Raw genomic sequence first — 14,117 nt, forward strand, 5'->3', positions numbered from 1 at the left:
TCAACAGTCGGTGATGCAATGGCGCGCAGTGTATCAGTTTTACAGTCCAATCGCCTCTTTTAGACTTTTAAGATAACGACGGCTCACCGGAACGGTCAGCCCGTTACGCAAAATCAGCTCGGCCTGGCCATTATCTTCCAGCCGGATTTCCTGCAACTGCGCTAAATTCACCAGATATTGGCGGTGGCAGCGCAGTAGTGGCGTACGACTTTCCAGCGTTCTGAGCGTCAACTCTGTAAACCCCTCTTTACCATCGCTACTGGTGACATACACGCCGCTCATACGACTACTGATAAACGCTACATCATCCATTTGCAGCAAATAAATACGGCTATGACCGCTGCACGGAATAAACTTCAGCGCCTGCTGATGCTCGGGCAGTAGCGATACATCCTGCTTCGTGCGTTCCTGACGCAAACGGCTCAGCGTTTTTTCCAGCCGCGCCTCTTCAATCGGCTTGAGCAGATAATCAAACGCGTGTTCTTCAAAGGCTTTAACCGCATACTCATCAAAGGCGGTCAGGAAAACAATGTACGGGCGATGCTCGGGATCAAGCATACCGACCATTTCCAGGCCGCTGATACGCGGCATCTGAATATCGAGAAACAGGACATCCGGGCGCAGTTTATGTACCGCGCCGATGGCTTCCACCGCGTTCGAACATTCCCCGACAATCTCGATGTCGCTTTGCTCCTGCAACAGGATCCGCAGATTCTCCCGCGCTAACGGTTCGTCATCGACAATCAGCACTTTGATCATGCCTGTTCCTCCAGAGGAAGTCGTAATGTGATTCGGGTAAAGCGGTCAGGTTCACACGCTACGCTGATGCCAAAATCATCGCCAAACCGCTCGCGCAGTCGTTTATCGACCAGATTCATACCCAACCCGCTGGCCTCAGACGTTGGCTGATACAGTCCGGCATTATCTTCAATATCAAGCATCAGATACTGCCCTTCGCGACGGGCGGTAATCGACACCTCTCCGGTATCCAGTAACTGAGAGGTACCGTGCTTAATGGCATTCTCCACGATGGGCTGCAGGGTAAAAGCCGGTAATTGCTGATACGAAAGTTCATCAGGCACCGTTAAGGTCACCTGCAGCCGCGACTGGAATCGCGCCTTTTCAATTTGCAAATAGGCGTTCACGTGCTCAATTTCATCGGCCAGTGTGACAATCTCCGACGGACGCTTTAAGTTTTTGCGAAAGAAGGTCGACAGATACTGCACCAGTTGACTGGCCTGCTCGCTATCACGGCGGATCACGGCTTTGATGGTATTGAGCGCATTGAACAGAAAATGAGGATTCACCTGGGCATGCAGGAGTTTTATTTCTGACTGCGTAAGCATTGCTTTTTGCCGCTCGTACTGTCCAGCCAGTATTTGCGCCGAAAGTAGCTGAGCGATCCCCTCCCCCAACGTGCGGTTGATCGAGCTAAAGAGGCGGTTTTTAGCCTCATACAGTTTGATGGTCCCCATCACCCGCTGGTTTTCACCCCGCAGCGGAATCACCAGCGTCGAGCCTAATTTGCATTGCGGATGCAAAGAACAACGGTATGGGACTTCATTCCCGTCGGCATACACCACCTCTCCGGTTTCTATTGCCCGTAGAGTGTACGACGACGAAATCGGTTTACCAGGCAGGTGGTGATCGTCACCAATGCCGGTAAATGCCAGCAGCTTCTCACGATCGGTAATCGCCACCGCGCCGATATCCAGCTCTTCGTACAGCACCTGAGCCACCTTCATGCTGTTAACCTCGTTGAACCCCTGACGCAAAATACCTTCCGTAGAGGCGGCAACTTTGAGCGCAGTAGCGGAAAAAGCGGAGGTGTATTTTTCAAACATCGCTCGTTTATCGAGCAAAATACGCATAAACAGGGCTGCGCCCACGGTATTGGTGACCATCATCGGCGCGGCAATATTGCTGACCAACCGAAACGCATCATCAAACGGACGAGCAATTAATAAGATAATCAGCATCTGTACCAGTTCAGCCACAAAGGTGATGGCACCCGCCGTCAGTGGGCTAAAGACTTTATCGGTACGACCACGACGGGTGAGCACGCTGTGCACCAGCCCGCCGAGTAAACCTTCCACAATGGTCGAAATCATGCAGCTTAGCGCCGTCATACCGCCCATTGAATAACGGTGCAAGCCACCGGTAAGACCGACTAAACCACCGACTACGGGACCGCCGAGCAGTCCGCCCATCACCGCGCCGATAGCACGCGTATTAGCAATAGAGTCATCAATGTGCAGCCCGAAATAGGTGCCCAAAATGCAGAAAATGGAAAAGGTGACATAGCAAAGCAGTTTGTGCGGGAGACGGATAGTGACCTGCATCAGCGGGATAAACAAACGCGTTTTGCTCATCAGCCACGCGATAACGAGAAACACGCACATCTGCTGAAGCAGCAGCAACACCAGATTAAACTCGTACATACGCGCCAACCACACATCACTTAAAAGCGCGTAACATACATGGGCTGCGCGTAACTTTCTTTGAAGTGTTGCAAAAAAACAGGAATTTGTGAGAACGATCACTCGAAAGCGCGAGCATGACGACAAACCCAACCATTCATTGATCAAAAAACAGACAAAACTACCTGGTTCGCAAAAGAGCGTCTAAAGTAAAACTGGGACCTCGCGAGCAAGAGTGAGACGACGATGGCGCTTTACACAATCGGTGAAGTGGCTTTGCTTTGTGATATCAACCCTGTCACTTTACGCGCGTGGCAGAGGCGTTACGGATTACTCAAACCGCAGCGGACAGACGGCGGTCATCGTCTGTTTAACGACGCGGATATCGACAGGATCCGTGAGATAAAACGCTGGATAAACAACGGCGTTCAGGTCAGTAAGGTGAAAATGTTGCTCAGCAATGAGAACATTGATGTGCATAACGGCTGGCGTGAACAGCAAGAGACGCTATTAAGCTATTTGCAAAGCAATAATTTGCATAGTCTGAGAATGTGGATCAAAGAGCGTGGCCAGGATTATCCTGCGCAAACGCTCAACACCCATTTGTTCACACCGTTACGCCGCCGTCTACAGTGTCAGCAGCCGATCCTCCAGGCGTTACTCGGGATCCTCGACGGCGTCCTCATCAACTACATCGCAATTTGTCTGGCCTCAGCACGCAAGAAACAGGGTAAAGATGCGCTGGTTGTCGGCTGGAATATTCACGATACCACCCGCTTATGGCTAGAGGGTTGGGTTGCCAGTCAGCAGGGATGGCGCGTTGACGTTCTGGCCCATTCACTGAACCAACTACGACCGGAAATGTTCGAAGGGCGAACCTTACTTGTCTGGTGCGGCGAGAACCAGACGCCCGCTCAGCAACAGCAGTTGAGTGAATGGCGCGCGTTAGGTCACGATATTTATCCACTCGGTATTTAATATTCTATTAACAAAAGTGTACAATCCTTAGATTCACATAAGGAGTGCACAATGAGCGCAGCTAAAATCGGTGTAATAACCCTCTTCCTGCTGATGGCTATCGGCGGTATCGGCGGCGTCATGCTGGCAGGCTACACATTCATTTTACGTGCCGGGTAAGGTAGCTCGCTAATCGCTCAAATCCGCGATCTACAATCACTGCCGCCAACGCGACCAGCAACGCCCCCTGAATCACATACGCGGTATTGAATCCGCTAAGTCCGATAATTATCGGCGTACCCAGCGTATTCGCCCCGACGGTTGAGGCTATCGTTGCGGTGCCGATATTAATGATCACCGACGTGCGGATCCCCGCCAGAATAACCGGTGCCGCCAGCGGCAACTCCACTTTACGCAGGCGCTGCCAGCGACTCATCCCCATCCCGCTGGCGATATCCATCACGCTGGCAGAGATGCCTCCCAGCCCCGCCAGGGTTGCCTGTAGGATCGGTAACACGCCATACAGGATCAGCGCGATAACCGCCGGCTCAAGACCAAATCCCATCACCGGCACGGCAATCGCCAGCACCGCGACCGGGGGAAAAGTCTGCCCCACGGCGGCGATAGTTTCCACCATCGGCCTGAACTCTGCCCCCCAGGGCCGGGTTACCGCAATCCCGGCACCGGTGCCGATGAGTACGGCGATAAGACTCGATATTCCTACCAGCGCAAAATGACTCAGCGCCAGCGCCGTAAAACTTTCCTGCTGATACACGGGGCGCGGCAACTCAGGAAACAGCGAACTAAACAGGGCCTGACTGTGCGGTAACCCGACCAACAGGATCAGGAACAGGACAACCAGCCACAGCAGTGGATCAGTAAGACGTTTCACGGGGCGGCATCTCCGAAAGCAGATCGCGAAAGTGAAGCGTACCGCAGGACACGCCCTGCGGCGTCACAACCGGCAGGACATCGCACCCCCGCGCCACAAACATCGACAGCGCATCACGCAGCGTCATTTCAGCCACCAGCGGCTCACCGTCTGAATGTTCGCCGCGACGGATAAAATCACCCACCGTACGCAGCGACAGTAACCGCACGCCCAGTTCGCTGCGGCCAAAGAACGTTTGTACGAAATCGTTCGCTGGCGCAGTCAGCATCGATAGCGGCGTCCCTTGCTGCACGACCTTCCCCGCGTCCATCAGGACCAGATGTTCCGCCAGCCTCAGCGCCTCGTCGATATCATGCGTCACTAATACGATGGTACGCCCCAGCAGACGATGAATACGGGTCATCTCCTGCTGCAACGCACCGCGGGTGACAGGATCCAGCGCGCCAAAAGGCTCATCCATCAATAGCACCTGTGGATCTGCCGCCAGGGCGCGCGCAACCCCAACCCGCTGCTGCTGCCCACCGGAAAGCTGATGTGGGTAACGGTGACGCAAACTCGCCTCCAGCCCCAACAGCGCCATAAGTTCATCTGTTCGATCATCAATACGCGAGCGCGACCACTTTTGTAATTGCGGCACGGTGGCGATGTTCTGCGCGACGGTCCAGTGCGGGAACAAACCGATAGACTGGATCGCGTACCCCATACGCCGCCTTAACTCCAGTACCGGCAGACTGCGGATCTCCTCCCCCGCAAAACGAATCTGCCCGCTGTCATGCTCGACCAGTCGGTTGATCATCTTCAGTGTGGTGGATTTTCCGGAACCCGACGTGCCAATCAGCACCGAAAAGCTCCCCTCCGCCAAATGCAGATTAAGGTCGTCGACGGCTTTTTGCTGACCGTAGGTTTTACTGACATGACTAAATTCAATCATTATTCGTTCCCTTCAGCAGCGCTAGCCCTAAATCAAACAGCGCATCAATCAACACTGCCAGCACAACTACCGGGATCACGCCCAGCAGCACTAAATCAACGGCGCTACTGAGCAATCCCTGAAAGACCAGCGCGCCAAAGCCCCCGGCGCCGATCAGCGCGGCAATCACCGCCATCCCTACCGTCTGGATCATCACCACCCGCAGACTGCGCAAGAAGACAGGCAGCGCCAGCGGCAACTGCACCGAGATAAACCGTTGACGCGCGCTCATCCCCATCGCCCGGGCGCTTTCCAGTACATCCACTGGAACCTGATTCAGTCCAGCCACGACGCCACGTACCAACGGTAAGAGCGCGTACAGTACCAACGCAATAAGCGCGGGTGTCAGGCCGGTTCCCGCAACGCCGAGTGAGCTTAACGAGGGAAAATGCTTAACCAGCCCAGCAAGTGGCGCAATCAACAGGCCAAACAAGGCCACCGAGGGGATGGTCTGGATAATGTTCAGTACGGCGAAAACCGGTCCCTGACGCGAGTCAGAAAAAGAGCACCAAACGCCCAGCGGCACACCAAGGAATAGCGCGGGTATGACGGTGCCGAACAGAATAGTCAGATGCTGCGCCAGTGCGTCGTTAAAGACATCCTGGCGGTTGGCATACTCTTTAAGCAGGGAAAGATCGTTAAACGTGCCGGACAGTAATAACACTATCGGCATAACAAAAAGTTGCGCATGCAGCACCCATCGCCACAACATCTGACGGGTGATGCGCCGAATGGCGTCACTGGCAGCCAGCAACATGAATCCGAGACCCAGCCAGAACCCGGAGCCAAGACTGGTTCTGGCCAGCGTACTGCCCGTCTGCGCCAGATACGTTGCCGTTGTACCTGCAGTTACCAGCGCCGCAATCACCAACAACTGGCTGATAACAAGCGTCAATATATTGCCGGATTTGCCCGACACAAAGCACAGAAGAAACAGTAGCAAACATGCCACCGCCAGTCCCCACGCCATGTCGGGCCTGATATCCCAGAGTTGACGACCTTCGCCGGAAACCAGGCGATTGGGGGCATAACTAATGAAAGGAAGCGCAGCTGCTGCGAAGGTAAGAAGAACCAGCAGCAACAGCACCCGATTAACCGAGATATTGGACAAAACACCCACCCGCCGTAAATTCCGTTACTTAACCCATCCTTTTTGCTTCAGATAATCTGCTGCAACTTTTTTTGCATCCAGACCCTCTACGGCAATACTGGCGTTAAGCTGCTGGAGCGTTTTTTCATCCAGACTGGCAAAAACAGGCTGCAGCCATTCTTCCATTTTCGGATAGGCCTTGAGTACCGACTCACGTACCACTGGCGCAGGCGCATAAATCGGCTGAACGCCTTGCGGATCGCTTAACGTTTGCAGCCCCAGCGCGGCGACCGGACCATCGGTACCGTAGGCCATCGCGGCATTGACGCCGGAGGTTTGCTGCGCTGCGGCTTTAATCGTCACGGCGGTATCCCCCCCGGCCAGTGATAAAAGCTGATTCTGATTCAGTTTAAAATCATAGGCTTTTTCAAACGCGGGCAGCGCGTCCGCACGCTCGATAAACTCCGCAGAGGCGGCCAGTTTGAAGGTGCCCCCCTCTTTCAGGTAGCGCCCTAAATCTGCAAGCGAAACCAGTTTATTCTTTTCGGCGACATCCTGACGGACCGCAATGGTCCAGGTATTGTTGGCGGGCGCAGGCGTTAGCCAGACCAGTTTATTTTTCTCTGCGTCCAGCTTTTTCACTTTGTCGAAACCAGCCTGCGCATTTTTCCACGCCGGATCATTCTCATCTTTAAAGAAGAAGGCGCCATTGCCAGTATATTCCGGGTAGATATCCAGCTCGCCGGATGTAATCGCGCCACGCACCACTGGCGTAGTCCCCAGTTGCACTTTATTGACGGTTTTCACACCATGGCTTTCGAGCACTTGCAAAATAATGTTACCGAGCAGCGCCCCTTCGGTATCAATTTTTGACCCAACCGTAACGGGTGACGCGGCCTGTAAGGGCATACTTATCGCGGCTAACAATGCCAACGCCCCTACCCCAAACTTTGAGATTATCATGCTGTGCTCCTCATCCTTTTGCGGCCCTTTTCAGAGACTTGAGGAAAAAGCATAGTCGAAAAATCAGGCCTTAACCTGGCAATTGGGTAGTAACACTGAGAGTAATTAGCAGTAAGGCGATAAAAAAATCCGGCAAACCCAAGGTGAATTTGCCGGATAGCGTTATTTCATAGACCAGATAAGCATTGCGCCATCAGGCATGATGCGTGGCTTTCTTCATCAACTACAGCAGTTCAAATTCACCCTGCTTCACTCTGGCGGAATCCACGCCGATAAAGACGTTAAATTTACCCGGTTCAGCATCGTATTTCATACGCTGGTTCCAGAATTTCAGCGCTTCGATATCAATCGGGAAGCTGACGGTCTGCGTTTCACCCGGTTTAAGATTCACTTTCTCAAAGCCTTTCAGCTGTTTTACCGGACGGCTCATTGAAGCGGTCACATCCTGCAAATACATCTGAATCACCGTCGCACCTTCGCGCTTGCCGGTGTTGGTCACCTGAACGCTGGCCGTCACGGTCCCGTCACGTTTCATCGTCGGTGCAGAGAGTTTCACATCCGAAACGGTAAAGGTGGTATAGCTCAGGCCATAGCCAAAGGGATACAACGGACCGTTTGCTTCGTCAAAATAACGCGAGGTGTACTTATTCGGCTTATCGGCGTTATACGGACGACCGGTATTGAGATGGCTGTAATAGACCGGGATCTGTCCGACAGAGCGTGGGAAGGACATCGGCAGCTTGCCTGATGGGTTGTAATCGCCAAACAACACATCGGCGATGGCGTTACCGCCTTCCGTCCCGGCAAACCAGGTTTCGAGGATCGCATCAGCCTGTTGATCTTCCTTAACCAGCGCCAGCGGACGTCCGTTCATCAGCACCAGCACCAGCGGTTTACCCGTTGCTTTCAGCGCGGCAATCAGGTCACGTTGACTCTGCGGAATAGTAATGTCCGTACGGCTGGAGGCTTCATGCGCCATTCCCTGTGCTTCACCGACCACCGCAACCACCACATCAGACTGTTTCGCCGCATTAACGGCTTCATCAATCATCGCCTGCGGCGAGCGCGGGTCAACTTTCACCGCCTCTTCATACAGGTTCAGGAAGTCGACAATACCTTTATCGTTGGTGATATTCGCCCCTTTGGCGTATACCACTTTACCCTGCTCGCCAATGGCATTTTTAATCCCTGTCAGCACCGTGACCGACTGATCGGCAACCCCGGCTGCGGACCAACTACCCATCACATCACGCTTGCTGTCGGCCAGTGGCCCGACAACCGCCACGGTGGCGGATTTTTTCAGCGGCAGCGTGTCGAGGCGGTTTTTCAGCAGCACCAGGCTTTCACGCGCCACTTCACGCGCTTCTTTACGGTGCAGGCGGCTTTCGGCGTTGGTATCCACCGGATCAGATTCTTTGGCTCCCAGATGGCTGTACGGATCGTTAAACAGCCCCATATCATATTTCACGTTCAGCACGTGACGAGCAGCGTCGTCAAGCTCCGCCATTGTCACTTTGCCTGATTTAATCAGCCCCGGCAGGTATTTGCTGTAATACTCATCGCTCATACTCATGTTGATACCTGACTTGATAGCCACGCGTACCGCATCCTCAGGATCGGAGGCGGTGCCGTGCTTAATCAGTTCCTTAATCGCGCCGTGATCGGAAACGGTGATGCCTTTAAAGCCCCACTCATCGCGCAGCACGTCTTTCAACAGCCAGGCATCCGACGTCGCCGGCGTACCGTTAAGCGAATTAAGTCCTACCATCACCGCGCCGCTACCGGCATCCAGCCCGGCTTTGTACGGCGGCATGTAGTCATTAAACAGACGCTGCGGGCTCATATCGACGGTGTTGTACTCTTTCCCGCCCTCTACCGCGCCATAAGCGGCGAAGTGCTTGACGCTGGTCATTACCGAATAGCGATCGGCAGGGCTTTTCCCCTGCATCGCTTCCACCATGGTTTTACCCATCGTGGCGGTCAAATACGTGTCTTCGCCAAACCCTTCCGATGCCCGGCCCCAGCGCGGATCGCGGGAGACATCAACCATCGGCGCCCAGGTCATGTTCAGGCCATCATCGGCAGCTTCATACGCTGAAACGCGACCGACGGTTCTGACCGCATCGAGATTAAAGGAGGACGCCAGACCGAGGCTTATCGGGAACACGGTACGCTGGCCGTGCAATACGTCGTAGGCAAAAAAGAGAGGAATTTTCAGGCGGCTGAGTTCCATCACCTGATCCTGCATTTTGCGGATATCCTGGCGTGTTACGGTGTTAAAAATTGCCCCAACCTGCCCGTCTTTGATCATCTCGCGGATGGCTTCCTTCGGATTATCAGGCCCGACGCTGATTAAGCGTAATTGACCAATTTTCTCATCCACGGTCATCTGTTTGAGTAAATCGGTAACAAATGCATCCCGCGCTTCTGGCGTTAGCGGATGGTTACCAAACAGAGTGTCCGCCAGCGCGGGTTGCACCGCCAGACTCACCGCAACACCTACAGAACATAGCCATTTCATGTTGATTCTCTCTTTATTTTTTCCTGACGCATCAGCGAAAATATAACAAAAACCGCAATTTGCCGTAAGACTAAACGGGAGCGCTAAAGAAAGCTAAGGTTATTCTCCTAATTTTCAAAACCAGCGTGAATCAATGAAAGACAAGCCAGAGACAATATGAATGAGAAAGCGTATTGTCATACAAAGCGCTATGCTTGTTCCTGATATTGAGTCCCACCACAAGGAGTGGAGAATGTCTTCCATTACAACAGATAATAAAGCTTTCCTGAATGAACTGACCCGCCTGGTGGGTCATTCGCACCTGCTCACTGAACCCGCTAAAACCGCCCGCTATCGCAAGGGATTCCGCTCCGGCCAGGGCGATGCGCTCGCCGTCGTTTTTCCGGGCTCGCTTTTAGAATTGTGGCGAGTCCTGAACGCCTGCGTCGCCGCAGACAAAATCATTCTGATGCAGGCCGCCAATACCGGCCTGACCGAAGGCTCTACGCCAAGCGGCAATGATTACGACCGTGAGATTGTTATTATCAGCACCCTGCGTCTTGATAAGCTGCACGTCATCGGCAAAGGCGAACAGGTGCTGGCCTGGCCAGGAACAACGCTTTATTCGCTGGAAAAAGCGCTCAAACCTTTTGGTCGTGAGCCGCATTCAGTGATCGGTTCATCCTGTATCGGCGCTTCCGTGATTGGCGGCATTTGTAACAACTCCGGCGGCTCGCTGGTGCAACGAGGCCCGGCCTACACGGAGATGTCGCTGTTTGCGCGTATTGATGAACAGGGCAAATTACAGCTGGTTAACCATCTGGGCATCGAGCTTGGCCAAACCCCAGAGCAGATCCTCAGCAAACTCGATGACGAGCGCATCAAAGATGACGATGTTCGCCACGACGGACGTCATGCGCACGATCACGACTACGTGACCCGCGTCAGAGATATTGAGGCGGATACGCCCGCACGCTATAACGCCGACCCGGACCGCTTGTTTGAATCGTCCGGTTGTGCCGGAAAGCTCGCAGTTTTCGCCGTGCGTCTGGACACTTTCGAAGCCGAAAAAAATCAGCAGGTCTTTTATATCGGCACCAACCAGCCTGAGGTGCTGACGGAGATCCGCCGTCATATTCTGGCGAAGTTTGAACATCTGCCGGTTGCCGGTGAATATATGCATCGCGATATTTATGACATCGCTGAGCAGTACGGCAAAGATACGTTCCTGATGATAGACAAACTCGGCACCGACAAAATGCCGTTTTTCTTCACCCTGAAAGGCCGCACCGATGCGATGCTGGAAAAAGTGAAATTTTTCCGTCCGCACTTCACCGACCGGGCGATGCAGAAGTTTGGCCATTTATTCCCCAGCCACTTACCGGCGCGTATGAAAAGCTGGCGCGACAAATACGAGCATCACCTGCTGTTAAAAATGGCCGGTGGCGGCGTGGCTGAAGCGCAAAACTGGCTAAATGAGTTTTTCAAAACGGCAGAGGGCGACTTCTTTGCCTGTACGCCGGAAGAAGGCAGTAAGGCGTTCCTGCACCGCTTCGCGGCGGCTGGCGCGGCGATTCGTTACCAGGCCGTTCATGCGGATGAAGTAGAAGATATTCTGGCGCTGGATATCGCGCTGCGTCGTAACGACACCGAATGGTATGAACATCTGCCGCCAGAAATCGACAGCCAACTGGTACACAAGCTCTATTACGGGCACTTTATGTGCTATGTATTCCATCAGGATTACATCGTTAAAAAAGGCGTGGATGCCCATGCGCTGAAAGAACAGATGCTGGAGTTACTGCGCGAGCGTGGGGCACAGTATCCGGCGGAACATAACGTCGGGCATCTGTACCAGGCGCCCGAAACATTAACCCGCTTTTACCGCGAGAATGACCCAACCAACAGTATGAACCCGGGTATTGGGAAAACGAGCAAGCAGAAGTTCTGGAAAGAGTCGTAGGCCCGATAAGCGTAAGCGCCATCGGGCACGTTGCCGGGGGCGCTTCGCTTGCCCGGCCTACGGTTTAATCGTTCTGCGCGGTTTGTTCACCCGTAGCTGAACCTGCCGCCGCCATCTGCGCCGCTTTTTGCTTTTTGTAGCTCAGCGCTGCCGCCGGAACCGGCATCACCTTGCCGGTTTCAATCCAGGTGCGTAAACGGCTGGCATCGGCAAAGTGGGTATATTTCCCAAAAGCATCCATCACCACCAGCGCCACCGGTTTGTTATTAATCACCGTGCGCATCACCAGACAGTGGCCCGCCGCATTGGTAAACCCGGTTTTAGTTAACTGAATATTCCAGTTATCGCGATACACCAGATGGTTGGTATTACGGAACGGCAATGTATACGCCGGATTGGCAAACGTCGCCATATCTTCACGCGTAGTACTTAGCTGACCAATCAGCGGATACTGTTTGCTGGCAATCAGTAACTTCGTTAAATCACGCGCGGTTGAGACGTTATGAATCGATAACCCGGTCGGCTCCACAAAACGGGTATGGGTCATGCCCAGCGCTTTCGCTTTCGCATTCATCGCCTTGATAAACGCGTTATAGCCGCCAGGGTAATGATGTGCCAGACTGGCTGCCGCACGGTTTTCAGATGACATCAGCGCCAGTAACAGCATGTCTTTACGGCTGATTACACTGTTCAGCCGTACGCGAGAGTAAATTCCTTTCATCTCAGGCGTCTGACTGATATCAACTTTCAGTTTTTCATCCAGCGGCAGTCGCGCATCAAGCACCACCATCGCCGTCATTAATTTGGTAATCGACGCAATCGGACGCACCAGATCCGGGTGGTTCGAATAGATAACCTTGTTGGTATTCAGATCAACAATCATCGCGCTACCGGACGCTATCTCAGGTTGAGAAGCCGCTACGGTAGGTGCCGTTTTCGCCACGGCTTGGGGTGCAAAAGGAACGGCCAGCACCAGGGCAAAGCTTAATAATGAAACTCGGAATTTCAGCATGATGAGATTTCTGATAAGGGTTCACGCACGTCACAACGCACACCGCCCGAGATTAAGTATTTTCTCAGGCTAGCTCAGGCATCATAGCGATCCGGCAGGTTTGCCGCTACAGGAGAATCGTCTCGAAATGCTGCGTTGCTGACTTTTACGTCAACAACGCAGCGCAGAGGAGTTTTACAGATCAGAATAAGCGATAGCCGTAACCCCACAGGATTACCGTAATCGCCAGCAGAACCTCCAGTACCAGCACACCAATAGCCAGCGTGGAACTGGAAAAACTTAACCCTTCCTCGCGAGTGATATTCAGGAATGTCGGAATACCGAGATAGAGTAAATAACCGGTGTAAAACAGCGCGATAGTTCCCACCAAAGCACACAGCCAGACCAGCGGATAAAGTGCGACCAGACCGCTTAAAAACAGCGGAGTCGCGACATATCCGGCAAAGACCATACAGTGCGCCAGCGACGGACGCTGCGGGTAATTACGCGCCATCCACCAGATAACCCGGCCCATGACAGCCACACCCGCCAGCATCACGCCGTAAAACAGAATGGCCAGCGCCAGTCCGGTCAACAGGGATAACTGTAGTATGTTGCCGTCGCCAAAATTCCAGCCGATTTGTGTGGTACCGATAAACGCGCAAACAACCGGGATTGCCGCCATCAGCAGTACATGATGGGTATAGTGATGCGAAACGCTTTCGTTTTCGCTGTTGATCACGTGCATTTCACGATCGGGATGGGAAAACAGCCCCCAGACATGGTTCATACCGCCCCCTTCTTGTCAGCTCCGGACCTCAACACTTCAAGTATAATTCAGCTTTTGATTATTTTATGTACACAGAGAAAATACCGGATCGCTACGGTGCAATGTCAGTTAGTTAACGAAGTAGAGTAACCGTCACGATAACTGAGAGCGGAACATCCGGAGGTAATGAATCTGATACCTCCGGCGTATTGTGACGTTCACCCTATGTTTATCACTTCTCTGAAACGATACTGTCTGTGAACGTGTTAAGGGTACTATCGCCGTACCCTTAACAATCCCGGCTCCAGGCGGGAAAATTGTCGCTGCGCAATACCCTCCGCTTATTCCTTCAGGCTACCGGGCCGGGCGCGTGGTAGCGTCCTTGCAAAGCGCGCCCTGAGCCAGCATCCATGCTGGCTCTCTCGGCCTTACGGAAACACGTCGGCAATTTTCAGCCGGACCAGCCCACACCTGACCATTTGCGTTTTTTGTTTAAACAGCAAAACAGATTTAACTGGAAGTCAGAGCGTTGAAGCGATGACTCCGGTCCGGCTGAAAATCGATGAAGCGTTGACGGCTGACCGGGTCTGCCCGCAGGGATG

General features: G+C 53.3%; 12 protein-coding genes. 3 read left to right on the forward strand and 9 right to left on the reverse strand.

The window, feature by feature from the left end; translation table 11 throughout:
- Positions 1–39 precede the first annotated feature (39 nt).
- Both btsR and FDW92_RS05480 read right to left on the reverse strand, forming a co-directional pair.
- Complete coding sequence (gene btsR, locus FDW92_RS05475; protein ID WP_042307368.1) at positions 40–759, reverse strand: two-component system response regulator BtsR; 720 nt, start codon at positions 757–759, stop codon at positions 40–42.
- A complete protein-coding gene (locus FDW92_RS05480; RefSeq protein WP_042307365.1) occupies positions 756–2,441 on the reverse strand; it encodes a sensor histidine kinase in 1,686 nt (561 codons plus the stop codon). Before FDW92_RS05480 ends, btsR begins: the two co-directional genes overlap by 4 nt.
- A gap of 225 nt (positions 2,442–2,666) precedes the next feature.
- Here FDW92_RS05480 and mlrA point away from each other — a divergent pair, with 225 nt between their 5' ends.
- Both mlrA and FDW92_RS05490 read left to right on the forward strand, forming a co-directional pair.
- Positions 2,667–3,398, forward strand: coding sequence for an HTH-type transcriptional regulator MlrA (gene mlrA / locus FDW92_RS05485; RefSeq protein WP_042307362.1), 732 nt, complete (start codon positions 2,667–2,669; stop codon positions 3,396–3,398).
- Positions 3,399–3,449: 51 nt separating this feature from the next.
- A complete protein-coding gene (locus tag FDW92_RS05490; protein ID WP_003027354.1) occupies positions 3,450–3,557 on the forward strand; it encodes a protein YohO in 108 nt (35 codons plus the stop codon).
- On the opposite strand, the gene FDW92_RS05495 is transcribed toward FDW92_RS05490, so the two are convergent.
- From FDW92_RS05495 to bglX, 5 genes are all read right to left on the reverse strand, one after another.
- Complete coding sequence (locus tag FDW92_RS05495; RefSeq protein WP_042307360.1) at positions 3,538–4,269, reverse strand: ABC transporter permease; 732 nt, start codon at positions 4,267–4,269, stop codon at positions 3,538–3,540. The two genes, FDW92_RS05490 and FDW92_RS05495, sit on opposite strands and share 20 nt — an antisense overlap.
- The gene (locus FDW92_RS05500; RefSeq protein ID WP_042307358.1) at positions 4,253–5,200 is read right to left on the reverse strand and encodes an ABC transporter ATP-binding protein; all 948 of its coding nucleotides are present in this window, start codon (positions 5,198–5,200) and stop codon (positions 4,253–4,255) included. Before FDW92_RS05500 ends, FDW92_RS05495 begins: the two co-directional genes overlap by 17 nt.
- Positions 5,193–6,359 (reverse strand): ABC transporter permease, encoded by a 1,167-nt coding sequence (locus FDW92_RS05505; RefSeq protein ID WP_042307355.1) that lies wholly within the window; start codon positions 6,357–6,359, stop codon positions 5,193–5,195. Before FDW92_RS05505 ends, FDW92_RS05500 begins: the two co-directional genes overlap by 8 nt.
- A gap of 15 nt (positions 6,360–6,374) precedes the next feature.
- Entirely contained in the window at positions 6,375–7,292 is a 918-nt protein-coding gene (locus FDW92_RS05510) for an ABC transporter substrate-binding protein (protein WP_042307354.1), read from the reverse strand.
- Positions 7,293–7,515: 223 nt separating this feature from the next.
- Entirely contained in the window at positions 7,516–9,813 is a 2,298-nt protein-coding gene (gene bglX / locus FDW92_RS05515) for a beta-glucosidase BglX (RefSeq protein WP_072014726.1), read from the reverse strand.
- 232 nt (positions 9,814–10,045) lie between these two features.
- On the opposite strand from bglX, the gene dld reads away from it, so the two are divergent.
- The gene (gene dld / locus FDW92_RS05520) at positions 10,046–11,755 is read left to right on the forward strand and encodes a D-lactate dehydrogenase (RefSeq protein ID WP_042307352.1); all 1,710 of its coding nucleotides are present in this window, start codon (positions 10,046–10,048) and stop codon (positions 11,753–11,755) included.
- Positions 11,756–11,819: 64 nt separating this feature from the next.
- Here the strand turns inward: dld and pbpG are convergent, their stop codons facing one another.
- Both pbpG and FDW92_RS05530 read right to left on the reverse strand, forming a co-directional pair.
- Positions 11,820–12,767 carry a D-alanyl-D-alanine endopeptidase gene (gene pbpG / locus FDW92_RS05525; RefSeq protein ID WP_042307350.1) on the reverse strand — a complete coding sequence of 316 codons (948 nt, stop codon included), beginning with the start codon at positions 12,765–12,767 and terminating at the stop codon, positions 11,820–11,822.
- Between the two features lie 181 nt (positions 12,768–12,948).
- Positions 12,949–13,536 carry a Yip1 family protein gene (locus FDW92_RS05530; RefSeq protein WP_038641953.1) on the reverse strand — a complete coding sequence of 196 codons (588 nt, stop codon included), beginning with the start codon at positions 13,534–13,536 and terminating at the stop codon, positions 12,949–12,951.
- Positions 13,537–14,117 lie beyond the last annotated feature (581 nt).

Source organism: Citrobacter sp. wls706, from assembly GCF_005281305.1.
Taxonomy (GTDB): Bacteria; Pseudomonadota; Gammaproteobacteria; order Enterobacterales; family Enterobacteriaceae; genus Citrobacter; species Citrobacter werkmanii.

What these genes read in the sequence shown, in the direction of transcription:
- btsR (WP_042307368.1), bottom strand. Translation starts at nt 759, where the DNA reads ATGATCAAAGTGCTGATTGTCGATGACGAACCGTTAGCGCGGGAGAAT.
- FDW92_RS05480 (WP_042307365.1), bottom strand. Translation starts at nt 2,441, where the DNA reads ATGTACGAGTTTAATCTGGTGTTGCTGCTGCTTCAGCAGATGTGCGTG.
- mlrA (WP_042307362.1), top strand. Translation starts at nt 2,667, where the DNA reads ATGGCGCTTTACACAATCGGTGAAGTGGCTTTGCTTTGTGATATCAAC.
- FDW92_RS05490 (WP_003027354.1), top strand. Translation starts at nt 3,450, where the DNA reads ATGAGCGCAGCTAAAATCGGTGTAATAACCCTCTTCCTGCTGATGGCT.
- FDW92_RS05500 (WP_042307358.1), bottom strand. Translation starts at nt 5,200, where the DNA reads ATGATTGAATTTAGTCATGTCAGTAAAACCTACGGTCAGCAAAAAGCC.
- FDW92_RS05510 (WP_042307354.1), bottom strand. Translation starts at nt 7,292, where the DNA reads ATGATAATCTCAAAGTTTGGGGTAGGGGCGTTGGCATTGTTAGCCGCG.
- bglX (WP_072014726.1), bottom strand. Translation starts at nt 9,813, where the DNA reads ATGAAATGGCTATGTTCTGTAGGTGTTGCGGTGAGTCTGGCGGTGCAA.
- dld (WP_042307352.1), top strand. Translation starts at nt 10,046, where the DNA reads ATGTCTTCCATTACAACAGATAATAAAGCTTTCCTGAATGAACTGACC.
- pbpG (WP_042307350.1), bottom strand. Translation starts at nt 12,767, where the DNA reads ATGCTGAAATTCCGAGTTTCATTATTAAGCTTTGCCCTGGTGCTGGCC.
- FDW92_RS05530 (WP_038641953.1), bottom strand. Translation starts at nt 13,536, where the DNA reads ATGAACCATGTCTGGGGGCTGTTTTCCCATCCCGATCGTGAAATGCAC.